This window comes from Paenibacillus foliorum (assembly GCF_013141765.1).
Lineage (GTDB): Bacteria > Bacillota > Bacilli > Paenibacillales > NBRC-103111 > Paenibacillus_S > Paenibacillus_S foliorum.
This window is the reverse complement of sequence record NZ_WHOD01000087.1, coordinates 192,267-217,057: the sequence shown is the minus strand read 5'-3', so window position 1 is coordinate 217,057 and position 24,791 is coordinate 192,267. Positions and strand designations below refer to the sequence as shown.

At 46.8% G+C, this 24,791-nt stretch carries 19 protein-coding genes; 3 read left to right on the top strand and 16 right to left on the bottom strand.

The window, feature by feature from the left end:
* Positions 1–127: 127 nt before the first annotated feature.
* The 4 genes from lpdA to pdhA form a co-directional block, all read right to left on the bottom strand.
* Positions 128–1,546, bottom strand: a complete 1,419-nt coding sequence (gene lpdA, locus GC093_RS23445; protein ID WP_171654330.1) for a dihydrolipoyl dehydrogenase — start codon at positions 1,544–1,546, stop codon at positions 128–130.
* Between the two features lie 3 nt (positions 1,547–1,549).
* A complete protein-coding gene (locus GC093_RS23440) occupies positions 1,550–2,911 on the bottom strand; it encodes a dihydrolipoamide acetyltransferase family protein (RefSeq protein ID WP_171654329.1) in 1,362 nt (453 codons plus the stop codon).
* A 569-nt stretch (positions 2,912–3,480) separates the two neighbouring features.
* Positions 3,481–4,461: an alpha-ketoacid dehydrogenase subunit beta gene (locus GC093_RS23435; RefSeq protein WP_171654328.1), complete on the bottom strand. Its 981-nt coding sequence runs from the start codon at positions 4,459–4,461 to the stop codon at positions 3,481–3,483.
* 18 nt (positions 4,462–4,479) lie between these two features.
* Positions 4,480–5,553, bottom strand: coding sequence for a pyruvate dehydrogenase (acetyl-transferring) E1 component subunit alpha (gene pdhA, locus GC093_RS23430; RefSeq protein ID WP_171654327.1), 1,074 nt, complete (start codon positions 5,551–5,553; stop codon positions 4,480–4,482).
* Positions 5,554–5,762: 209 nt separating this feature from the next.
* Between pdhA and GC093_RS23425 the strand changes: the two genes are divergently transcribed.
* Positions 5,763–6,488, top strand: a complete 726-nt coding sequence (locus tag GC093_RS23425) for an alpha/beta hydrolase (RefSeq protein ID WP_171654326.1) — start codon at positions 5,763–5,765, stop codon at positions 6,486–6,488.
* Between the two features lie 98 nt (positions 6,489–6,586).
* On the opposite strand, the gene GC093_RS23420 is transcribed toward GC093_RS23425, so the two are convergent.
* Positions 6,587–7,462, bottom strand: coding sequence for a LysR family transcriptional regulator (locus tag GC093_RS23420; protein WP_171654325.1), 876 nt, complete (start codon positions 7,460–7,462; stop codon positions 6,587–6,589).
* A 135-nt stretch (positions 7,463–7,597) separates the two neighbouring features.
* On the opposite strand from GC093_RS23420, the gene GC093_RS23415 reads away from it, so the two are divergent.
* Together GC093_RS23415 and GC093_RS23410 are read left to right on the top strand one after the other, a co-directional pair.
* On the top strand, positions 7,598–8,665 hold the full coding sequence (locus GC093_RS23415; RefSeq protein WP_171654324.1) for a branched-chain amino acid aminotransferase: 1,068 nt from the start codon (positions 7,598–7,600) through the stop codon (positions 8,663–8,665).
* A gap of 194 nt (positions 8,666–8,859) precedes the next feature.
* The gene (locus GC093_RS23410; RefSeq protein WP_171654323.1) at positions 8,860–9,081 is read left to right on the top strand and encodes a hypothetical protein; all 222 of its coding nucleotides are present in this window, start codon (positions 8,860–8,862) and stop codon (positions 9,079–9,081) included.
* Between the two features lie 141 nt (positions 9,082–9,222).
* Here the strand turns inward: GC093_RS23410 and GC093_RS23405 are convergent, their stop codons facing one another.
* The 11 genes from GC093_RS23405 to GC093_RS23355 all read right to left on the bottom strand — a co-directional run bounded on the left by GC093_RS23405 (position 9,223) and on the right by GC093_RS23355 (position 24,783).
* Positions 9,223–10,047, bottom strand: a complete 825-nt coding sequence (locus GC093_RS23405; RefSeq protein ID WP_171654322.1) for a lipoate--protein ligase family protein — start codon at positions 10,045–10,047, stop codon at positions 9,223–9,225.
* Positions 10,048–10,207: 160 nt separating this feature from the next.
* The gene (locus tag GC093_RS23400) at positions 10,208–11,404 is read right to left on the bottom strand and encodes an MFS transporter (protein ID WP_171654321.1); all 1,197 of its coding nucleotides are present in this window, start codon (positions 11,402–11,404) and stop codon (positions 10,208–10,210) included.
* A 669-nt stretch (positions 11,405–12,073) separates the two neighbouring features.
* Complete coding sequence (locus tag GC093_RS23395) at positions 12,074–12,601, bottom strand: GDYXXLXY domain-containing protein (protein ID WP_171654320.1); 528 nt, start codon at positions 12,599–12,601, stop codon at positions 12,074–12,076.
* On the bottom strand, positions 12,598–13,821 hold the full coding sequence (locus GC093_RS23390) for a DUF2157 domain-containing protein (RefSeq protein ID WP_171654319.1): 1,224 nt from the start codon (positions 13,819–13,821) through the stop codon (positions 12,598–12,600). Before GC093_RS23390 ends, GC093_RS23395 begins: the two co-directional genes overlap by 4 nt.
* Positions 13,822–14,180: 359 nt before the next feature.
* Entirely contained in the window at positions 14,181–15,122 is a 942-nt protein-coding gene (locus GC093_RS23385) for a dihydrodipicolinate synthase family protein (RefSeq protein ID WP_171654318.1), read from the bottom strand.
* Positions 15,123–15,186: 64 nt separating this feature from the next.
* Positions 15,187–16,173 (bottom strand): ROK family protein, encoded by a 987-nt coding sequence (locus tag GC093_RS23380; RefSeq protein ID WP_171654317.1) that lies wholly within the window; start codon positions 16,171–16,173, stop codon positions 15,187–15,189.
* Positions 16,170–16,805, bottom strand: coding sequence for a D-sedoheptulose-7-phosphate isomerase (locus GC093_RS23375; protein ID WP_171654316.1), 636 nt, complete (start codon positions 16,803–16,805; stop codon positions 16,170–16,172). The genes GC093_RS23380 and GC093_RS23375 overlap by 4 nt, the downstream gene beginning before the upstream one ends.
* A gap of 13 nt (positions 16,806–16,818) precedes the next feature.
* On the bottom strand, positions 16,819–19,422 hold the full coding sequence (locus GC093_RS23370) for an alpha-mannosidase (protein ID WP_171654315.1): 2,604 nt from the start codon (positions 19,420–19,422) through the stop codon (positions 16,819–16,821).
* 87 nt (positions 19,423–19,509) lie between these two features.
* On the bottom strand, positions 19,510–20,574 hold the full coding sequence (locus GC093_RS23365) for a bifunctional heptose 7-phosphate kinase/heptose 1-phosphate adenyltransferase (RefSeq protein WP_171654314.1): 1,065 nt from the start codon (positions 20,572–20,574) through the stop codon (positions 19,510–19,512).
* Between the two features lie 42 nt (positions 20,575–20,616).
* Positions 20,617–23,874 carry an alpha-mannosidase gene (locus GC093_RS23360; protein WP_171654313.1) on the bottom strand — a complete coding sequence of 1,086 codons (3,258 nt, stop codon included), beginning with the start codon at positions 23,872–23,874 and terminating at the stop codon, positions 20,617–20,619.
* A 93-nt stretch (positions 23,875–23,967) separates the two neighbouring features.
* Entirely contained in the window at positions 23,968–24,783 is an 816-nt protein-coding gene (locus tag GC093_RS23355) for an HAD family hydrolase (protein ID WP_171654312.1), read from the bottom strand.
* Between the last annotated feature and the right edge of the window lie 8 nt (positions 24,784–24,791).

Below are 24,791 nucleotides of genomic sequence, written 5' to 3'. Positions count from 1 at the left end.
AACTTTTCAGGTATATATTCAGCTAATAATTGGCATAAGGAAGCAGGCTATGAGGAAGTAGGTTCTATTCAACGTAAAAAAGAGCTTGAGGCACAAACAAGCCCCAAGCTCTTTCAATTTATAACAATTACTTGCGTCCTAGTACATGGATCGGGTGTCCTAACGCTACTTCTGCCGCGTCCATTGTAATCTCGCCTAGTGTCGGATGTGCATGAATAGTTAATGCGATATCCTCTACTGTAGCGCCTAACTCAATAGCCAAAGCCAATTCCGCTATCAGGTTCGATGCTTCTGCACCAACAACCTGAGCACCTAACAATAGGCCAGAATCCTTGTCGCCAATCAGCTTCACGAAGCCTTCGGACAGATTCATCGTCATTGCGCGGCCGTTAACGCCATAAGGGAATTTACCGATAGAAAGGTTAATTCCCTTCTCTTTGGCTTCGGTTTCGTTCAATCCTACACTTGCAATTTCCGGATCAGAGAATACGACTGCCGGAATACATTTGTAGTCAACAACGCTTGTAAGTCCTGCAATGGCTTCTGCCGCGATTTTACCTTCGTAGGAGGCTTTGTGAGCCAATGCCAGACCTGCAACGATATCACCAATTGCGTAAATATGAGGTACATTGGTTTGGCATTTTTCATTTACCTTGATAAATCCACGTTCGCCAATTTCGACTCCTGCCAATTCAAGAGACAAGTCTCCATCTGTGTTAGGACGACGTCCAACCGTTACCAGAACATACTGAGCGGTTACTTTTTGTTCTTCGCCTTTTACCGTGAAGGTGACAGTTACGTCTTTATCCGTTTGCTCACAACCTTGCGCCAAAGCTTCAGTGAATACTTCTACGCCGCCTTTTTTAAGATTGCGTCCAACTAGTGATGAAAGTTCTTTTTCAAAGCCAGGAAGTACAGAATCAGAGCCTTCCAGCACTGTAACTTTTGTACCTAGCTTGGAGTAGGTTTGACCCAACTCGATTCCGATATAGCCTCCGCCGATAACAACCATGCTCTCCGGAATTTCCTTTAAATCAAGAGCTTCCGTTGAGGACAGGATGCGTCCGCCGAACGGGAAGGTTTTTAATTCGATTGGACGGGAGCCTGTAGCGATGATGCAGTGATTGAAACGGTAACGAGCGGTTTCATTGTCGTTAAACACTCTCGCTTCATTTTCATTAATAAACAAAGCTTCACCGTTAAACACTTGAATTTTATTGCCTTTAAGCAGTTGACCGACACCGCCGGTCATCTTCTTCACAATTCCGGATTTCCATTCTTGAACCTTGCTGAAATCAACCTTTACATTCTCAGCAGTAATCCCGATGGAATTATTATGAGTAGCAGCCTCATACTGATGTGCTGCATTAATTAATGCCTTGGAAGGGATGCAGCCACGGTTCAAGCATACGCCGCCCACCTCGGATTTATCGATAACCAGTACACTTTTACCTAGCTGTGAAGCACGAATAGCTGCTACATAACCACCAGGACCAGCACCGATGACTAATACGTCAATTTCGACGGAAGCGTCTCCTACTACCATATCTTACACCTCCATAATTAGAAGCTCTGGATCAGCCAACAGCTGCTTGATGTAGTTCATGAAGTTTTGAGCTGTTGCGCCGTCAATAATACGGTGATCGAAACTTAAAGACAGTGCCATTACTGGAGCAATGACGATTTCTCCATTTTTCACAACCGGCTTCTCAGTAATACGACCTGTTCCTAAGATCGATACTTCAGGGAAGTTAATGACCGGTGTAAAGAACATACCGCCAGCGGAACCAATGTTAGTGATTGATAGTGTGCCGCCTTTCATTTCTGCAGGGGACAACTTACCATCACGACCGCGTGTTGCCAAATCTTTGATGGATTCAGCGATAGACCAAATATTTTTACGATCCGCATCATGGATAACCGGAACAATCAAGCCGTTGTCGGTATCTGTTGCGATTCCGATGTTGTAGTACTTTTTGTAGACGATCTCGTTCTTCTCTTCGTCGATCATTGCGTTCATAGCTGGGAACTGACGTGCCGCAGCAACCAAAGCCTTCACGATGAATGGCAGATAAGTCAGCTTAACGCCCTTCTTCTCTGCAGCTGCTTTTGCTCTACCGCGCAAAGCGACGAGCTGTGTGACGTCGACTTCGTCCATAAGTGTCACGTGCGGAGCCGTGTACACGGATTTGACCATTGCATTCGCGATAGCTTTGCGAATGCCTTTCAACGGAACGCGTTCTTCGACGCGTTCTCCTTGCACTACTGCTGCAGGTGCTGCAGCAGTTGGAGCTGCTCCAGCTGCTGGCGCTTCGCTTGCAGCTGCCGGTGCAGCCGCAGGCACACCTCCGCCTGCGGCAAAGGCAAGAACATCTTCCTTCGTCACGCGGCCATTTGGCCCGCTAGGTGTGACTTGTGCGATGTTCAAGCCTTTCTCGCGAGCGAGCTTGCGCACGCTTGGCGTAGCCAAAGCCTTGCCAGCGGATGCTCCCGCTGTTGGCGCTGCCGCAGGGGCTGCGCTTGCCATCGGTGTGTCCAGCTGCGAGTTCGCGACGTTCGCCGCGATAGCTCCGCCAACTGCACACTCAGCTTCTGGTGCAGCTGCAGGCGCTGTAGGTGCCGCAGCAACGGTTTCGCTATGTCCATGGCTCGCTTGCTGAGGCACTTCGCCTTCAACTTCGATTGTAGCGATTAAATCGCCGATCGTACAAACTGTGCCTTCAGCGACTTTGATCTCGATGATTTTGCCCGCTAACGGGGATGGCACTTCTACCGTGGACTTGTCATTTTGCACTTCCATGATGATCGTCTCATCATCGACCACGTCACCCGGCTTCACAAGCCACTTGACGATCTCACCTTCGTGAATCCCTTCGCCAAGCTCAGGGAATTTATATTCGAATACCGCCACGATTTGCAACCTCCTAAGTATGGCGTAGGAGGAATTGTTGGTTTGGAGTTTAAAAGATAGGGTAGCTCGCAATCTCCCGATAAAGTGTCAACGGTTCCGGCTCGCTGCTAACTGACTCCGGCCGCTGTTGAAAACAGGTTTCCTTAATTGATGAGTTTCAGATGAAGAAACCTGTTTTCAAAGGCGGCACGTAAACTCTCCGTCAGTTACACCGACCTTCACCTATCCCTTTATCTAAGTAAAGCTTAACCCTCAATCTTTTTAAACTCCAAAAATCACAATCCCGCTACGCTTGGGATATATAGAACTAGCTTGCGCTTAAAGGCAGGCCTATTAATTGTATTACCCGTGTAGGGTGCTTTGTACCCAGCACCTCTTTATTACTAGCACTACTTCGCCTAGAAGTTCGATGATAAAAAAGCGAAGAGGGCGGAATCGTTCTGGAGAAGCGTTAGCGTTCGCCTTTGTCCACGGATTTTTACCGTTAAACGGTATTATTCAAAAAATCCGGGGACAAGAGCGATCGGAAGAATGATCCGCACTCGCAGCGGCAGTTATTCACCGAACTTCTAGAAATCCAAAACTTTATTTAAACCAGCAACGATACGAGCTGGGTTAGGAAGCCATTGGTCTTCAATTTGTGCAAAAGCATATACCGTATCTGGAGGTGTTACACGAAGCACTGGAGCTTCAAGGTGAAGGATCGCTTTCTCATTAATTTGAGCGATAACTTCGGCTGCAATACCTGAAGATTTTTGCGCTTCTTGTACAACAATAGCGCGGTTAGTTTTCTTAATGGATTCAACGATGGTATCGATATCAAGCGGCATCAAGGTACGAAGGTCAATAACCTCAACTTTAGTTCCGCGAGTTTTTTCGATTTCTTCAGCAGCCTTCAAGGACGTATGAACCATAGCACCATAAGTAATGATGGTAACGTCTGAGCCTTCGCGAACTACGTTCGCTTTGCCGATAGGCACTGTGTATTCACCTTCCGGCACTTCTGCGCGGAAAGAACGGTACAAATTCAAATGCTCCATGAAGAATACAGGATCATTATCACGGATTGCGGAAATCAACAAGCCTTTTGCATCGTATGGATTTGAAGGAACAACTACCTTGATACCAGGCGTTTGCGTAAGCAAGCCTTCCAATGGATCTGTATGAAGCTCAGCTGCTTTTACGCCGCCGCCAAAAGGAGTTCTGAACGTAATCGGCGCATTGTAGCGGCCGCCGGAACGGTAACGCATACGTGCGGCTTGGATAGCTATTTGATCCAATGCCTCATAGATAAAACCAACGAATTGAATCTCGGCAATCGGACGAAAGCCTTGAATACCCATACCTACAGCCAAACCGCCGATTGCGGATTCTGCTAGCGGCGTATCAAATACGCGATCTTCTCCGAATTCTGCTTGCAGTCCTTCCGTTGCACGGAATACACCGCCGACTTTACCTACATCTTCCCCGAATATTACAACGTTAGGATCGCGCTCCAGCTCAACGCGCATTGCGTCCTTGATCGCTTGAATCATTGTCATTTGTGCCATGGTCTGCTTCCTCCTCTTTTAACCGATATAATCCGCTTTTTGCTCTTCCAAATGATGCGGTGTAGTTTCGAACATGCTATCAATCAAGCCTGGAATTGTCATTTTTTCCGTTTGCTCTGCTTTTTTAATTTCTTCAGCAACCGTATTTTTCGCATCTTCTACAGCTTTGTTTTCATCTTCTTCAGTCCAAAGACCTTTAGCTGTCAAGTAAATACGGAAGCGGTTCAACGGATCTCTTGTTGCTTCCCAATCCGCTGTCTCTTCCTTCGTACGGTATTTGGACGGATCATCACCGGACATGGAGTGAGGCAAGAAACGGTAAGTGATGGCTTCAATCAGTGTTGCACCTTCACCGTTACGTCCGCGCTCAGCAGCATCTTGAACGGCTTTCACTACAGCAAGCACGTCCATTCCATCAACTTGAACACCTTTAATACCAGCAGCTACTGCTTTGTGAGCTACAGATGCTGCAGCAGTTTGCTTGGAGAAAGGAGTTGTGATCGCATAGCCGTTATTTTGAACGACAAAAATCGTTGGCAGCTTGAACGCTCCGGCAAAGTTCATTCCTTCATAGAAATCGCCTTCTGAAGAACCTCCGTCACCTGTGTACGTAATAGCTACGCGCTTTTCGCCGCGCTTTTTGAATGCCATGGAAACGCCCATCGCGTGCAAAATTTGTGCACCAATAATGATTTGCGGCATTAGTACATGTGCATCAGCCGGAATTTGTCCGCCATGCTGATGGCCCCGTGAATATAAGAAAGCTTGGTACATCGGAAGACCATGCCATACGATTTGTGGCATATCCCGATAGCCTGGACAGATAAAATCATCTTTATTTAAAGCGAATTCGCTGCCGATCATTGTCGCTTCTTGTCCGGAAACCGGAGCGTAGAAACCAAGACGTCCTTGACGGGTCAAGTTAACAGCACGTTGATCCCAAGTACGCGTAAATACCATGCGTCTCATCAATTCTTTCAATTGATCGTCAGTCAATTTCGGCATTTCATTTTCATTTACAATGGTACCATCAGGTGCTAAAACGGATAAAGGAAGCACCTCAGATACGGCCACTTCATATGGCTTACTCATGTACATTCACCTCAACGATAGATTTTAATGCCTTGAAACCGGAGTTTCTGTTATAGTAGTATTATAAACCTGTTTTCCGTAATAAAACAACTACCCTCCTGAATTATATGATCTTTTTCGATATTACGCTATATAACAGTTTCAAAAAACATATAATACAGATGATTAAATTTCAGCAAACTATTATAATACAACAGGAGGACAACCTCATGGATGACTCTTTCTATTACAAAAGAAACATTGTCAAAGAGCTTGTTCCGTCGAGCATTCTAGGTGAATCCCGCACCGTACGTATCTCATTGCCCCCAGGATATCAGGAACTCATTACCTATCCCGTTATTTATTGCCAGGATGGTGAGCAGTTCATTAATTTCGGCAGAATCGCCACTCATATGAACCGTTTAGTTTACGATGAAGGCGTAGAACCTGCAATTATCGTTTGTGTTGACACGATTACAGCCGTTCGTACGTCTGAGTATGCACCGGATGGTGCGCTTTTTGAAGATTATTGTCGATTCTTCACTCAGGAGCTGCTGCCGTTTGTCGAGCAAAAATACCCGGTTCGCACTTCCCAATCGGAGCGCATTTTGGCCGGAGATTCATTGGGAGGTACCGTATCCTTGCATCTCGCCTTAGATTATCGTGACCTATTTGGCAAAGTTATATCCTTATCAGGGGCGTTTTTACAATCAACTCAGGAGCGGATTGCGAAGGAAGCGGATTTATCTTGGCTGAAGCTGTATATGCTGATTGGTTTGGAAGAGCAAGAGGTAATAACAGAACGCGGAACCTTCGACTTCCTTGAGGCAAACCGGCAAACACGGGAGCTCCTCGAAGCAAGAAACTGTCAGTTGACTTACTTCGAGAAACAAGGCAAGCATTTATGGGGATTTTGGCAGCATGAGCTGCCCGCCGCGATGAAGCTATTTTTATAAATAAGGCTTAAGCTTAAACCGCGGCCAACTCTTTGAACGACTGTAGGTGGGACTGATATGAACTGGTGCATGAAAAATAATTATATTCCTGCCAACCTCTACACCTCGAAGCTGTTTCTCAATTCACGGATAAAGGTTTGGATTGACGCACACATATACGTCTCTTTTCGATAAACAATTCCAACCGATTTATGAGGGACCGGATCTATGATGGGAATGGGACGGATGTCCGGACCCCCATTATTTATCAAATAAGACCGAGGCAGCACAGCTCCCCCGATGTTGCTTTTAGCCATTTGAAGTAAAGAGTCCAAGGTGGACAACTCGAGTATCGGTTTTATGAGGAAGCCGTGCTCCGTACAATAGTTGTCCATCATTTGGCGAACCAGAAACTTTTTCTGCAGCATCAGTATGGGGTAGCTCTGCAGCTCCTTCATTTCAATACATTGTGCATCTGCTAGGCTGCTTCGATCTGACACTACCAGCTGTAATTCTTCGTTATACAATGTGATACTCTCCAGCAAATCGTCCTCAAATGGTAAAAATACAACCCCTATGTCCAGTTGATTCGTCAATAAGCCTTCTTTCGTTTCGTCGGTTGCCAGCTCTGTTACAGAAAGCTCTACGCCAGGAAATTGCTTATGAAATGAGATCATAGCCGAGGTCAGCAGATGGTTGCCTGAACAGCCGATACGCAATCTTCCCCGCTGCATACTGCTTAATTCATTAATCGCGGCCTGGGCTTGGTCGAGCTCGTGAAATGCATTCCTGCTATGCTTTAAAAGAAGTTCTCCCGCTTCCGATATATAAGTTTTTTTACCGATCCTCGTTAATAAAGGCGCTCCTACTCGATGTTCCAATAGCTGGATTTGATGGCTTAGCGTGGATTGACTGATCCCAAGTCTCTCTGCTGCCCTCGTAAAATGCAATTCCTCGCATACCGCAATAAAATATTCCAAAAGCCGATGCTCCACAACTGCTCACCTCGCTAATATTAATCGATGCTATCTATAATAATAAGAACTAAATTGTAATTGATCAATGAATAATAATCTCTTATATTTGGAGGAATACATATTTTTATTGCCAATTTGAGGAGGTACCTAATTATGAATCCAATACGTATTGAAAAAAGCACTCAGCTAAAACCGAAACCCGAACAACAATCATTAGGCTTCGGCAAGCATTTTACTGACCATATGTTTTTGATGGATTATTCCTCGGATGAAGGCTGGCATGACGCTCGTATTGTTCCTTATGGCCCCTTGGAGCTAGACCCAGCATCGATGGTTTTTCATTATGGTCAAGCCGTGTTCGAGGGATTGAAGGCTTATCGTTCCGTTGATGAACAGATTCTGTTGTTCCGCCCTGACAAAAACGCGCAGCGAATAAACCACTCCAGCACAAGAATAAGTATTCCGCCTATAGATGAAGCTTTTTTTGTGGAAGCCCTGCAAACCCTGATCCGCGTTGAGGCGGACTGGATCCCTTCAATGGAAGGAACCTCATTATATATCCGTCCCTTTATTATTGCCACGGAGGCCGCTCTAGGCGTACGTTCATCCGATCACTATCTGTTTGCTATCATTCTTTCCCCAGGAGGCGCCTACTACGAGGAAGGCTTGAAGCCCATACGCATTTTCGTTGATAATCATTACGTTAGAGCCGTTCAAGGGGGTACTGGCCATGCCAAGACTCCTGGGAATTACGCTTCAAGCTTAAAGGGTCAAATGGAAGCTAAGGAACAGCATAACTGTTCTCAAGTGCTATGGCTGGATGGAATTGAGAGAACTTACATCGAAGAAGTCGGGAGTATGAATGTTTTTTTCAAAATAAATGGCGAGGTTATTACCCCCGAATTAAACGGCAGCATCCTGGAGGGGATCACGCGTAATAGTGTCATCCACTTGTTAAGAGAATGGGGTATCCATGTTTCGGAACGTAAAATCTCCATAGATGAAATCATGCGCGCATCCGATGATGGGTTATTGGAAGAAGTATTCGGCACAGGAACTGCTGCTGTCATTTCACCAGTGGGTGGATTATTTTGGAACAACCGCGACATCGTGATTAATGAAGGAATAACTGGAGCCTGCTCACAAAAGCTGTACGATACTTTAACGGGAATACAATACGGCAAAGTGCAGGATAAGTGGGGATGGACAGTGAAATGCTAAGCTGCTGATAAAGCAGCTTTTTTTTAATGAAGGCATTCATACTGCCCAGTAATAGAGTATACTTTGAAATAAATGGAGCTTAACTTAACTTCATACTATTAACCGAATCTGTGGATAGGTGCTGCATCGAAACATCGTACCCCAATGCAAGCAAACTAGAGGGAGGAATTCCCTAAAGGAGTGAAAACAAACTTATGGAACAATATAGCACTTTAATTGGCGTTGTTTTGGAAAAGCTTGATCAATCCTATAAAGATTTGAAGTTCAATTATAATGGCCTTGATACTATTCTTAAGGGACACACGGCTGAAGAAGCGGCTAATACACCTGAACTTATAACTATAAAAGACCTGCGCGACACTTATGGCGAACTCATAGAGCGGCTAGAAAGTCGTCTGCCCGGCATCAAAGAATAATATCGGAGCACAACCCTGCGTGCCCATTGTTGTGTACTTTGATGCCAGTCTGATTAACAAACACTAGAGAGTTGTCCATTCTCTTTTACATGTAAAATAACTACCAGCCTCACCTACTCCGCTCCACCAAGCCTCATGCACTCATGCAATTCCATAGCGAGCTTTCAGCATCGCTACCGTCTCCGCAATCTGCTGCTCATCGGGCAGCGATAGCGGACCTGCATCAGCGGCCGCTGTCAGCTTCCGTTCACGCACCGTTTGCTTCACGGAGTCAACGAACCGCTGCTCATCCGCAAGTCCGATGAGCTCCTCCAGGCTGGCCATGCTATGCTCGGCCACCTTCGGAAAGCATTGCCCATCGGCTCCCTCAGCAGCAATCCGGTAAAACTCACGGGCTAGCGTTGCTTGGCTAGCACCATCTCCCCGAACCACAACAAACGCCTGCACAACAATCGCGTGAGCCTGCCGCCGTTGTGCAATTCCACAAAACTTGCGCCCCCCGATGCTGAGATCATAATCACCAGGGCAATAGGAGCCTTTGATCTCACCCTTTTCCACATCTGGCGATAAGGCTTGCAGCGTATCTTTGATTAAGCTGTACATTGTCTCAAAGTCATGACGATAATCAATCTGCCCTTGTCGCTTGGGCATTACAAGCGAAATATTAACGACTCCCAGATCAAGCGGGACAGCAGCTCCGCCGGAGTTGCGCACCGCAACAGAATACCCTTGAGCTTCCAACCACTGCTTAGCTTTCAGCGCATGCGGAAGACGGCTGTCCCTCAGGCCCATAACCAGTGCTCTTGGATGCCGCCACATATGTATAATAGGCGCCCCTCCTTCACCAACCTGCCTGCACAACAGCTCGTCCAACGCAAACGGAACGAGCACTTCCTCATGCTCTATTTGCTGTGTGCGGTCCCAAATTAACATACCGCCTGGTAAAGACCACTGCTCCGCTTTCATCCTATACACTCCCTTCTATACCTTTGGAAATCCTATTCCTATTATTTTAACGCAAACTCGTATTTGCCTCTAAGCTGCACCTGCCGTATAGTACAGCCTTCTTAATCACGCTATTATTCCGCCAGTGCCAGACCCGACAGACAAGCTTAAGACTTCTCCGTTAGGCTGCAACAGAATCCTGCGAGGAAGGCTTTTTATCCAGCAGGTATGCCAGTCCCATAGTGGAAATTAGGAGTAAGCCAGTGACCCAAAATACACTGTGGATCGAGAACACGCCACTTATTACGCCTCCGACTAAGGGCCCTAGCATTCCTCCTAATTGATTGGCTGTCTGGTTCAAACCAAAAGCCTGCCCACGGAATTCGGTTGGTGTCGTACGGACAATAAGAGCGTTTAATGCTGGAAATACAGCACAGAAGAATGCCCCATAGACGAACCGAACAATAGAAAATCCCCATATATCATGAAACGGAATTTGCGCAAGATTACCAAGGCCACCTACTAATAAACCCACTAGCAATATTTTCCTGAATCCAATTTTGTCCCCTAATCTCCCCCACCGCGGGGCAAAAATAAGACTGGCAACTCCAACTACTGAAAATACAATACCCGCTAACAATGAAGCATCCTTGACCGATCCGCCGATTTGAACAATGTACAAAGGCAATACCGGTTCGATAGTCATAACAGATAGCTGTGTCAAAAGGGTCAACAACAGTACTGTCATCAGCGCACGATTTTGCGCCAATAGCTTAAGTGATCCGAAAAAAGGAGGTCGCTGTTTGCCAGCAACAATTTTCTCCTCCTTCACCCAAAATAGGATTAAGAGCGTCGCCAACAAAACAAGAACCCCTGCGCTAGCAAAAGCAACACGGTTGTCCAGCAATTTGGATATAACTCCCCCAAGCAGCGGACCCATAATACCTCCGGTTGCCGTTGCTGTAGACATCATGGAAAGCGCGTAGCCAACTTTGTTCTCGGGTGTGTTCGTTCCCACTAATGCAATGGAACCCGGAATAAATCCGGTCAGCAAACCCTGTGCGATACGCAAAGCTAGCAATTGATAGGGACTAGTAACAAACGCGGTAAGCACATAAATTATACATATGACAAAGCCCGCCCGCACAATCATTGGCTTTCGGCCATACTTATCACCCATCGCACCCCAGAACGGAGCCGAAATGGCACCTGCCAGAAAGGCCGAACTAAACAACAAGCCTGACCACATCTCTAAATTTTCATTTACCCCAATATGAATTAGAAATAACGGTAAAAAAGGTACAACCATAGTAAAGCTAGCCGAGGTAACAAAGCACCCGACCCACAAAAGCCATAAATTTCGTTTCCATGTTTCCATCCGAACTTAATTCCCCTTTCTAGCTGCGTCCGGCCGAGTTACCTAACTACATTCCGCACTTATGTTTATTTATCGTAATGGTACCACCCCTGCATTTTTCTGTAAACCATGCACCGTTCTAAATATTGCCTGACCGGGCCCCAGACGCACTGTGTTATGCTCAGTGCGGACGCAATCGCTCACCCTTCCCTTTTTTTGTTCGACTCTTGCTTTTTAATCCGTATTCAAAGACCTGCATAGGCTTTACTGCAAACGTTGGTATCGTAAGGGTGGAGGTGCAACCATTGGTAGAGGGAACTAGGATGCCTTATTTAAAATTGCTCAAGTCATTCTAGTGGGAGGGAACGTCAGTACGCTATTTGTCTTAGCACCTATCAAATTCATGATTTGCGGAACTACAATGCGTTATTTTCCGTCTCTAACCTGCCCACATGCCCTGTTTGGATACAAATAAAGGATCGTAGTTCCGTTCCACTTGAATGATCACGTGTGCATGGCAAAATAGAGTATCCATGTTCCGCACCCATCCCATTTAGAGGAAAGCAAGTAAACGGTCCGCGGTAGATACAAGGGCTAAGCTTCGCTCAATCCCTTACCCCAACAAATCAATTCTATGAGCAACAAAAAAAGACAGCCAGGGCTACTCCCTAACTGTCCAACTGTTCTGGATCAATATTCCAAGCCGACGATTTTAGCTTGCCCCCAAGAGGCAATTTTTACCGCGACAATCATATTTCTTGCTTTCTCCTCCAGCTCTTTCCCCGTACCTTCAGGAACATAATATTGTTCTAGGCCATATTCCACATGAATTCCTTCTCTCCAGCTGGAAGTAATCCGTCCTTTCAAGATCGTCTGTCCCGCTTCAACCGTTGGTTTCTCGGAATAAATACCAGAAGCTACATACAGACCATTCTCCGGTTTCAATAGAACAAACACTGGACTCCCTTGTTTAGGCAGTTCGCCTCCGCCTTTCCACAAGGCTGGACTCAATTGACTAATCTCATAGCTCAAAACGACATAATCACCGTATAACAAATCACGAGGATCTACAGGCACCGTTTTTAGCTTAATCTCTTCACCAAACCAATCAACCGCATAATAGGAACCAGCAATTCCACCTAAAAAAAGGATCTGAAGCAGTACAATCCAGAGCAGCAGCTTAGCACGTCGCGGGCGCTTTTGTGTTTGTTCGCTCATGTCGGATTCCCTCCCTTGCCTTCTTCAAAAAATTGCTTTTTCCTGCGATTCAAGAACCAGCTTAGAGCAAGCAATAGCAGCCCTCCGATTATAAAAAACAGCGATTTATCCATAAATGCCCATGTCAATTTACCGTAAGCGACCATAGTTGAACAAATAAATAGTACCGTACCGAAATTGATCTTGAAGCGCCACTCCTCAATATAACCTCTCCACAATACATAGAAGGAGAAGAAAAACAGAGCTAACAAATATAGCATAGCGGCACCGGACGGCAGATAAGCGAAGGGCGCTACCAAAATCCATTCGAACGAGCTGGAGGCCCGTTTATTTTTAATCTTACCTAAGACAGATACCACAAATAGGAGCAGTAAGCTTCCAATGAAATAATAGTTATCCGGGAGCAACTCTTTAAGATCGTTCGCGTTTAATTCGTCATACAGCAGCACAACAAACACATTAAACACAAAAGCTGCTATAAGTGGAACCGACTGCAATGCGTATCCTCCACTGCGTTCCTTAAGGTAATCTCCCACTGTGTACAAGGCCATGATCGGTACGAAAAACCAGAAAAACTTCCAATCCATAAGAACTACAAGCATCAACGATTGTAAGATATAGCTTAAACTGAAACACCAAACTAGCAGTGCACTTTTCTGTTTCCAGCTGTAATAGCCGAGACCGATAACCATAATCGCAAAAGCTATGAAGCTGAAATGATCCATTGAAACGGAGCTATACCACTGGGTTATGGTAAAAATCAGCAAGCTTATTAAATATAAAAATCGGCTGCGATACAAGTAAGTCAACAGTATTCCAACTGTACCCCAGACAATAAAAGAAGTACTGTCGTATGCCATCAAATGAAACATTTGACCGGTTAGTATGATCCCGCTCCCAAATGTAATTAAACCCAAGGCTATCAATGCAGTACCGAGCTTATCGTGCCCTTTCCTCAATAACGTTTCTCCACCCGCATAAAAAGCAATCATCAGTACTGCAATCATGAACAATCGGGCTAATTGTGGAATGTCCTGCCAGTTCGCCGCGACAAAGCTTAGAATGCCTAATCCGACTAAAATACTGCCTAACACCGGAAGCACACCAATTGCATGCTTTTTATCATCATATAAGCTTACAATTTGATTGTATTGCTCGCGGGTTACAATCTGGTTATCTACCCAACGCAAGCCTTCTTTTTCAACCCATTTTCTGCTCATTTAACGCACCCTCTTTCTGCAATTACCTTTATTTATAAGTATAGCCATCCGTAGGAATAATTTAAGTACTATCTTTCTCTAGTACCCTTTAATAACCTTCCAGACGCATCATTTTCCTTCGACGCTGTTAGCGGGATTGGTTCATATGAAACTTCCTTTGCCTGATCCTTTCTTAAAATAACGTAAGCTCAAGGAAATAAATATGTAGAAAAAGCCCCAAAAATCAAACAGATATTTCCATGTTACAGCATAAGACTACGACTGGGTAGCTACTATTTAATAATTATTAGTCAATTCCCAAGATCAATAAAAAAGCCTCCATGCCACTTCTTTGTGGAATGGAGACTTCTTATCTTCTCTTAAAGGGATGAAGCATTTTTCTTCGATAATAATCCTTCAAAGAGCTCATCGGAGTATTTCTTTAATTGTTCCACCATTATTTGCTGATGCGGCTGAAATCCGGCAGCGTCCTTCACGCGTGTTGTCAGTGTCACAGGGAGTCCAGCGAGCTGCAGACTGTATTTCGCATCCACTGGGTAATAAAGGCCCTCGATGCCAGATGCTACTCCCAGAAAGTTTTGTAACCGCTCTGCTGCCTCAGGCTGCGTCCGCCAATTCTCTAACAACCATACGTACAATGCTGGATGATGGTTGGCCATGACACCGCTGAAGCCTGCTGCTCCAAGTTTTAGCGACTCAAGCAGTGTAGCCGCATTTGCGTTGAATAGCTGCAGCCCTGTTCCTTTCAAAGTATCCAGTCTCGCCTTGATCTCATCCAGATTGCAACATGTATCTTTTAGAAATAAAAACCGCCCCGTAGATTCGCACCATTGCAATAAAGCAGGGTTCATCAGCCGTTTATACGGAACCGGACATTCATATAAACCAAAAGGCATATCAGGAACAGCCTCTAGTAACCGTTCTACATTGCTTTTCCAAATAGACTCTGATTCGTTCTCAGCCGCAGGTCGGTTGCTCAAAAGGACGAATGCATCGATTCCTGTAGCGGATATGCGTGTAATTTCCTCAATCTGGTCCTCCAGACGTTCTGAGGTATGACCCGATGCGATAACAGGCACACGCCCAGCAGCTCGTTGAACCGTAATTTCTGCTACTCTTACTCTCTCTTCTAAGCTTAGCTTAAACATTTCACTTGAATTACAAACGGCGAATAAGCCGTGAACCCCCTGATCTATATACCAGTCAACCAACTGCTCTAATCCATGCTCATCTAAGGCGCCTGTTTTCGTGAATGGCGTCAGCATGGTTGGCCACACACCGTTTACAATTGTTTGTTTCATTATAGCTGCTCCTTTCCCAAACACCTTCTTATTAGTGAAAAATAATACCTGCATTTCATAGAAATCAAGCAAGAGACCCTTCATTCAACAGCTGATGCATCGCAACAGACAACCCAGCAAAATCTCCTACGTTGTCTTTCAGCTCTGCAGGCAGCACTTTGCATACGGATAAAGAATGAGGTAGGGCTTCACATCTCAGCTCTTCCCATATGATGGGTTCGAGGATAGCCTGCTGTCTTCTATATATACTGCCAATAACAATACAATCAGGGTTTAATATATCGACCAATATAGCAAGCCCTCTGCCTAAATTATAGGCAACCTCTTGGAAAATAAGCAGCGCATCCGTCTCCCCCCTCTGAGCAGCTTCACCGATTGCTTCTGCGGTTATTGCTGCGATCCCTGCAGGCGTCGGACAGAAGGAGGGATGCTTCCCTTCAGCAAACATCTGGTTTGCCATCATCCTTCCGAGCTCGGCAATGCCTCCGCCGCTGCAAAAGCCTTCAAAGGAGCCGATCTTTCCATATCCCATCGGTCCTGTCGGCTCCAGCCGGATGTGACCTACTTCTCCTGCCATATCGGATGCTCCCGAATAAAGCTTTCCATCCAAAATCAATCCAGCGCCCATCCCTGTACCGAAGGTCAGAAAGATCATATTACGGCTGCCGCGCCCTGCCCCCCACTGCCATTCCGCCAAAGCACATGCGTTGGCATCGTTTTGCAACGCGACGGGAACACCGAACCGCTCACGAAAAGGTCGAATGATATCAACCCGTGACCAGCCCGGCAAATTAGGAGGCGACAGGATTATTCCGGCCTTGCTGTTAAGAGGTCCACCACAGCTGATTCCTATAGCCCTAATCGGACCCTCTGCCGCATGCTCATGCAGCAGCTCCTCCAAATCACTCACCAGCCTCTCTATTGTTGAGTCTGATGAAGCTAAAGTGAGAAATCTGCGTTTGGCTATGATTCGTACCTGATCGTCTGTTTGAATACCCAAGCTTACCGCACATTTGGTGCCCCCAATATCAATTCCAGCTAGAAGTGTCATGAAGGAAAAAATTCCTCCTCCAGTACGATGCATAAGGCATGATAAATGGGCAGATGTCGCTCTTGAATATCCGGAGTTAGATCCCAGGGTACACGGATAGTCACATCGCACAGCCCTGCCATTCGCCCTCCGCTTCTACCTGTAAGACCGATGGTTTGTAGCCCGCGCACCTTGGCCACCTGCACAGCCCTTATTACGTTGAGTGAATTACCCGATGTGCTAATTCCGAGCAATATATCATTCGTCCTCCCGTAACCGTACACTTGTTGAGCAAACACCATTTCAGAAGAAACATCGTTGGCATACGCGTTAGCAAGAGCAGTGTGGCTTACTAAGGAAATCGCAGGAAGTGCCCCTTGCAGATGCCCCGCAAGAAAATTACCTTCCTCCGGAAACTGCTGCAGGAACGGCTCTCTATCTTCATCGCGCAATATTCTTGGAGATCGAAAGCCTTTCATCAGCTCTCCTACAATATGCTCGCTGTCGGAAGCGCTTCCTCCATTGCCGCACAGAAGAAGCTTCCCATCGGAGTGGAAGGTGCTTTTCAACAGGGTAATAGCCTTTTCCAAATCCGGAATGCATACCGTTAGTTCAGGGTATTTATCACACATTGCACTAAGAGTAGAGTTCATAGCTTAAGCTCCTTTATTCGATTTCGATAAAATTGACCTCTTTAACAGCAGCCTCTGGATCGAAAGGAATTAGAAAAGTTTTAATTTCACATTTGCCAAACTGGCAGCTCCACTTCCGCTTGAGAGCCGGCAGCTCAAGCGCAGCCTCTGTTTCTATCCCTGAGGTCTCATAGCAGCGGACAATCCAGCCTTCTCCCGACTCCGCAAGCTTAAATGCCGCTGCCACAACATGCTTCGAGGAAATGATAATTCCCTCTGCAAGCTGAGGAAGTATCCCTGTATGGTAAGTCTCCCAAATTTGCAGCAGCGGGACGTTAAGTTCATACGCTTTCCGAACTACGTCGCCCTCCCTCCAGTCACCCGAATGAGGCGATAGGGTGTAAGCGAACTCCTGAATCCCTTGATCCATATATTCAACTTGCTCATCCCGTTCACCGAAATGATCTGCATAAATAGGACTGCGCACTACGGTCATTCTCAGCTCATTGCCAAGTACGTCATAGCCGTATTTGGCATCGTTTAGCAACGCCATGCCATATATGAAGTGATCTTGACCTGTTTCTAAGCTTGATTTGGCGCCAGGTTCCGTGCCTAGCTCCGAGTTTGGTGCTGCTCCTGGTGAAAGGTTTGGCGGTATGTCAGTGCTCGTTACTTTACCTTGCACACTCTCTGTTCCCGCTGCTATACCGAATACATCCACCCATTGCTGCCCTGGAACTTCATCACCATTCACTGATCGCTCGATAAAGCCATAAGGAATTTCCGAAACTGTCCGAGGCTGCTCTACATTTACCGGAAAAGCAAGCTTTAGCATGGCATGCTGTTCTCTCCAATCCAGCTTCACCTTGACTTGGATATCCGAAGAATCGTTGGACAAGCTTATATCCTGGCGCAGTAGGGAACCGTTGTAGCGGCTAGTAACACGGATCGTGCCTCTCAGCGGCCCGTTTTCCAGAACTTTCACTTCCGCGTCAGCAAATCGCCCCATCTCATCGCGATATTGTGAAAGCCCATGCCCCCATGTATCACTGTGCAGCTCGTTGATTACGACAGGTACAGCCCCGCTTCCGTTAAGTACTTCCCTATTTGCCCTTTTGTCAAAAAGACGCTGGATATAACCTGTATTCGGGTCCAGTTCAATTCTGACTTTATTATTCTCCAGACTGTTAGCATCAGCTTGAACCGCTCCTATAAGCATTGGCAGCTCCGATTGAGCTTCTTTATTAAGGTAAACCCAATAAACACGGTAGCCAAAAGCAGGAATCCGGGCTGTAATCAATGTATCCCACTTATCTTTACCGTTCGTGCGGGATGCCCGGACTTCCTGAATGGAAATCGATACACCGGATTCGTCCGTTACGCTTGCAAGCTTCCTATTAATTTGAAGTGGTGCCTCCACTTCCCAAGATAGCGGATTGAATACAACGAGTGGAGTTCCCAAATCATCCTGTTCCCAGAGCTGCCAATCCTTATCCTTGCTGAGCGACTTGACCTCCGGCTTCATCGTATCAATCGACCAGGAAAGCTTTTGCAGCGCAGCATTTAATGCTTTCGCTCCCAAGCTCAACGCCTCGCCGTAAAAATCACGAACATCATCGAAGGCTTCTTTTACACTGCAGCCTCCCATAATATCGTGGAACTGGTTAAACATGACGTTCTCCCATGCCTGCTTTAGCGGCTCCGCTGGATAAGGCAGCCCCAGCAGCAGGTTGGCATAAGAAGAAAATTTCTCTGCGCTCAGAAGCCGATGCTCCACCTTGCGGTTGTAAGCTTTGGATTCAGAATGGGAAGAGTAGCATCCTATCGCATGCCTCTGCATTTCATCCTTAATAACCGGGACCAGCGGATTGATCTGCACCATTTCCTCAAAATAACGATTGGGCGAGCTAAGAAGGATGTCCTCCTGACCATGCCGTTCTCTTATTTCTTTGATTAAACGAAGGTTCGCGACCGTTGGCCCTCCACCGTGGTTGCCCACACCATAAAAAGACATATGAGCATGCCCATCTGTCTCGGCTCGCTGCTTATGCTTGACGATTTTACCTTCCAAGTTATTCCCTGCCCAATTGGCATAGCTGTCAGACAGGCGAAATGTCATGACACGGCTGCCATCCTCTGACTCCCACCAGAACAAATCGTTCGGCAGCTGTTTCTCATGCGCTTCTGGACGCATAAACAGGTAATAGTCCATCCCGCACTGCTTCAGAAGCTGCGGCATCATTCCATGATGGCCAAACGAGTCCACATTATAGCCTACCCGTGCCATAACGCCGAACTTCTCCAGGAAATACCTTTGGCCATATAATCCGTGCCGTGCAAACGACTCCCCCGATGGTAGATTGCAGTCCGGCTGAATCCACCAGCCCCCTGTAATTACCCAACGTCCCTCTGCTACCCGCTCCCGAATTTCGGCAAACATTTCGGGAGCATTTTCCTCTACCCATTTGTAATAAGCCGCGCATGCGCAAGTAAATATAAAGTCAGGAAACTCTTCCATTCGGTCCAGCGCGGATTGAAAAGTAGCTTTAATCTCCGCATAGCCCTCCTGCCAGCGCCACAGCCATACCGGATCCAAATGCGCATTACCAATCAAATGAATTTTACTTCCTTCAGACATCGTTTTCCCTCCAATTTAAATTCTATTTACTTTCCATTTTTGGTATTCCAACATGCGAGGAATCCGCGCTCCTGAGCTTCCCAGCCTCTACCTTACTTTATCCCATCGACTCATTATTTCTTGCGGAGAAGCGGTTCCCGTCTCTCCTACTTTGCCAACGGACACGGCCGCCGCCAAATGGGCAAAGGCCGCTGCTTCAGGACCCTCGCATCCTGCTCCCCATGCAGATAGAAAAGCTGCCGTAAAGGAATCGCCAGCTCCAACAATATCAATGGGTGGTGGAACAGGCATTGTTGGCACCAGGGTCGCTTGGCCATCCTCGAACCAAACCGCCCCTTTTTCTCCGACTGTGATGCAGCACGGAGCACCTGAGTTCCTGCTGAGCTGCAGTCCAGCTTTCAATATTTCAGCTTCTGTGGGCTGCAGCTGCTTCACGCTTCCGTGATACCAGCGAATCGCTTCCAGCTCATTAGGCTTGAGTACAACTCCGCTGTATGAACCGATTCGGTCACGGCTGTCCACGATCACCTTTTTCCCTTTCGAGGACCAATATTGCAGCCGTTCTCTTAAGGCAGCCCCCATAACACCATGGGTCAATTGATCGGTTACGCTAATAACATCGACCTTTTGAGCCATAAGGTCCAGCTGTGCCACAACTCGCTGCTGAGCTGCTTCAGATAAAGGCTCTCTATTGATAAAATCGATGCGAGGCGCCTCCTGCCTAACGCCCTGTATTCCTTGCATGATTACCTTGCAATAAGCCGGAGTTACTCGGCCTGCCTCAAAAATCACGAATGAATCATCGATCCCACGGGTAGTTAAAGCTTCCTTCAGCAAGGCTCCCCGCCAATCCGGTCCCGCAACAGAGCAAAAGCTTACTTCCGAAGCGCCTAAACTTTTGAAATTGACTGCGACATTGCCGGCGGCACCTGGTGCAAAGCGTTCCACAACAGCGGGAAGATTATAATGCGGCGTCTCCCTCGACAATTCACTTAAGATCATATCAGCCTGCCAATACATATCGAGGCAGCCATCACCGATTACACCGACCTTCAAAGTCGATATACGCTGCAAAATATATTCAATCCGCTCCCTGGTTAATCCGTTATATTGCGATATGTCAGAAAGACTCTGCAATTCCTCTGTTCCCATAGCTTCTCTCCCCCCTCATCGACTTCTGTATGCAATTAACTATTAAATTCCGGGTTTCCCTGTAAGAATGAGCCGGAACGTTTTCAACTCGAACGGATTGAAATAAGCCCCAAATTCATTTGCACCATGGTCCAAAGCTACAGCTTCAAGCTCAGCAAGATTAACCTCGTCTGCCTCTAAAATGGAATAATGTGTATGAAAACGGACATGGCCCCGTTTACCAGCAAATTCATAGCAGCGCACAATCCAGCTGTCAGAGTCTTCCGCTTTTTTGATCGAATCTATCATCACGTGGTCCCCGGTTACTCCAATGAAGCTAAGCTCAGCAGGCAGTGCATCAGCTGTCGTCCCAGCTGTAGTAGTATTATTTGCCGATGACGAACTATCGGATATTTCCATAACTGTTACCGGCACATTCAATCTGTGCGCCTGCTCAGCAGTACCTGCAGTAAACCAATCCCCGTCATGCGGGAGCAGGGAATAAGTAAAGGTATGCTCCCCTTTATCACATTCCGGATCAGGCTTATTGGATGATTTAATCAAAGTAAGCCGCATTACATGATCCTTAATGTCGTGGCCGTATTTGCAATCATTCAATAAACTGACGCCAAATCCACGCTCGGATAAATCAACCCATTTGTGAGCACATGTTTCAAATCTCGCATAATCCCAGCTTGTGTTCCAATGTGTGGGACGCTGCACGTGCCCGAACTGAATTTCATAGGTTGCTGCCGCCGCTCGAACGCAAACCGGGAATGCCACCTTTAACAGCGTTTCCCTTTCATGCCAATCAACCCATGTGGAGAAGTCGATCCTAGGATGATCCGCATACAAGATCATATCCTGCGTGATCCTTGTTGGGCCATACTCCCATTCAAAATGGATGACTGCCCGGAGTGGACCTTCTTCTGCCACAGTTACACTCCGCAAATCAGTTACATGACGTACTTTCTCCATATAAAAGATATCGATTTCCCAGTTGTCATGGAAAGCTGGTTTATCCTCATGGATATCAAAACGGTTGGCGTTTTCTCCTGCTGCAATGACCTCACGACCGGTTCTTTTATCAAGTAGCCTGCGGAGCTGGCCGGCTTCATTCCATTCGATCTCATAATAAGGTGTGGACACGCGCTGCTCTCCAAAAGAAAATGACGAGGACTGCTGCGCTGCAACTGCTGATGTCACCTCTATCGACGCTGCTGCTTGCATACGCAAGGTCGTATATCCCATTGCTGGAATGTTCCCTACAAGGAGCTGGAGCTGTCCTTCACCTCCATCGGTTCCACTGATGTGATTGGCCGCCAATACTGCACCCGATGCATCTATCCATTGTTGTCCCTCATAGCTTTGCTTCCAAGGAAGATGCACAATCTCGCTGCGCTTCCATGGCAATGAGTTAAACACGAGCCATTCTCCTGCTTTTGCTGCTACGCATGACCCCAGTAGTCCTAATCCCTTCGAAAAAGCATCTTGAGCCAAAAGCTCTGCTTCAGCATATTCGATATGGCAATCCTCATACACTTCTGTTATCGATGAGCCTGGCAAAATATCATGGAATTGATTGCGTAATACAATCTTCCAGCTGTCATATAGCTGCTGTTGAGGGTAAGCCGCATAACCTGTAAGTGGACTGCTGAAAACCGAAGCCATCTCCGCATCCCGAAGCAGAAATTCCATACGCCGGTTCATCTTTTTGACATAGCCCTGTGAAGTGTAGGTGCCTCGGTGCAGCTCCAAATACAGTTCCCCGTCCCAATGGTGCACATAGCGGTCTGATTTCTCTACTGTCTGCTCCAGCTTATTGAAAAACTCATCAGCGCGTCCGGTAATTGCCTTTGGCATTCCCGGCATTTTTTCCAGCCTTCTGCGCATTTCTAGCATCGTGCGTGTTGGTCCACCGCCCCCATCGCCCCAACCGTAAGATAAAAGCAGTTCAGAGTCGTTAACCTCCTTATCCCGATAATTGTTCCAAATACCGTTTAAAGTTGCAGGCAGCACCTGCCCGTTATACGTATAAAACCGGGTGAATGTGCTTTCCTTAATGTCCGGATCAGGCGTTGTAATGTAATGCGTTAATATTTCTGTACCGTCAATGCCTTTCCAATAAAAGGTGTCATGTGGAAACCGGTTATATACATTCCAGCTGATTTTAGTTGTCATGAAGTGACGCAATCCGCTTTTTTGTAATATTTGTGGTAAAGCCCAGCTGTAACCAAAAACATCTGGGAGCCATAAATACTCACACTTAACTCCGAAAGTACGCTCGAAATAACGCATTCCATATAATAACTGCCGTACAAGGGATTCACCGGAAGGAATGTTGCAATCCGATTCCAGCCACATGGCACCACCGGCTTCCCACCGTCCTTCTTGAACGCGTTCTTTAATTTTGGCGAAAATTTCCGGATAATCCTGCTCTATATATTCATACAGCTGTGGCTGTGTTTGTAGAAAGACATACTCAGGGAACTGCTCCATCAGACGCAGCACAGTAGAAAATGAACGAGCCGCTTTCTCTCGTGTATGCTTCAATCTCCACAACCAAGCCACATCTATGTGCGTATGGCCGATGCAGCGTACCGTCAAGGGCTGGAAGGTAGGAAGACTCTCCAGCTCCCCCTTTAATTTCCGGTTGGCCTCGTGAACGCTTTCATAGAAAGCGTGATCACCGGGTACTCGCCAATTCAACAGCAGCAGCGCACGATCAAGTGCTTTGACCAGTGCTTGCCTTTCCCAGCGATTCTCTTCCAGCACTTGAATCGTATGCCAGACAGCGAATGCCGTATGGTAGAGATCATCCGTTTCCGTTTCAAGAACTGCTAATGCCGACATGCGCAGCTGATGCTCCTGCACTGTTTTTGCTCCATCGGCTCCACTTAAGCCGCTCCAGACCTTGAACAGCAGCTCGATATTTTGTCCCAGGAACGACTCGGGAAACCAAACCTCCGTGTGGTTACTGCCAACACCTTGATAAGGCTCACCATTAACATAGAGCAGGGATTCAAAGCCCCAATTGTGTCCGGAACCGGTTTTGCCGAAGTCGAATAGACCGACAATTTGTTTACCCGACCATTCTGCTGGAATTACCGCATCAGTCTTCAACCACGCGGTCAAATCCCAGCCTTGCCAACGATCGCCAACAGCCATTCTTCCCCATTCAGCATCTTCGGGCGGTTTCTGCGCAATCTCAGCCTCCTGATCGATCCAGAAGTCGTATGTGGGAATCTCGCGATGATCGACATAACGATGCTCCTTCAATTCCTCTATTCGTTTCCACAATTTATCCATGGTTAAAAACATGCATAATCCTCCTTAGGTGATTAGTCCACTATTAGGCGACTGTATTTCCCTTCACTTATTTCACTTGCTTTATCAAGCTGTGTTCAACCGCCCCTACTCTGCTCGTCTGCTAATCCCTAGCCACTCCAGCCATTGTGCGATGTCCGTGAAGTCTCCAGCAATGCGGTCGGCTCCCGCGGCTTCCAGCCGCTGCTGTTTAATCGGGTTTATGCCTTCCCGTTCGATTTCATCGCTAGCCAGCCCGAAGGCAGCCGCACCGTTCTCCTTGGCCAGTCTAATTTCTACCTTTCCGTCTCCTATTACAGCAAGACCTTCTTTGCGGAAATCTTGCTGCGACAAGAGCTCCTGAATCACTTTTTCCTTAGAGCAATCCGCACGACCCACGGGAGCACCTGCAATCTCCTTGAAATAAGACTTAACGCCAAGCACTTCAGCCTCGTTCACAACATCTGGATGGTCCGTTCCACTAGCTATGTACATGGGAATGCCTTCCTTATGCAGTTCCTCAAGCAGTGATTCCGATCCCTTGATCAAAAAATCTGTCGGATCGTATAAACCATCACGCAAGCCTCTCACACGCTCTTCCACCTTAAGCAGCAAACGGCGATTATATTCTGCTTTGTAATCCCATTCCCCCAGAATCTCAACGTTCCAGCCCTTTTCCTTAACCTTCTCTGCCAGCCATCTCATCTGGAAAATCGTTTGAATGCCAGTCGACTGATCAATATAGTCTTCAATTTCCTGCTCAAGCAAAGCGGATTCCTCTGGTGTTATGCTATAGCTTCCAGAAATCGCTTCTTTGAAAAATGGAGCCATCGTTTCTTCCCAGCCTGCTCTAAGAGTCGACAGCGTACCGTCAAAATCGAACAGTACCGCCTTAACCCTTCCAATCTGTCTCGTGCTGCTCATCTTTCTCG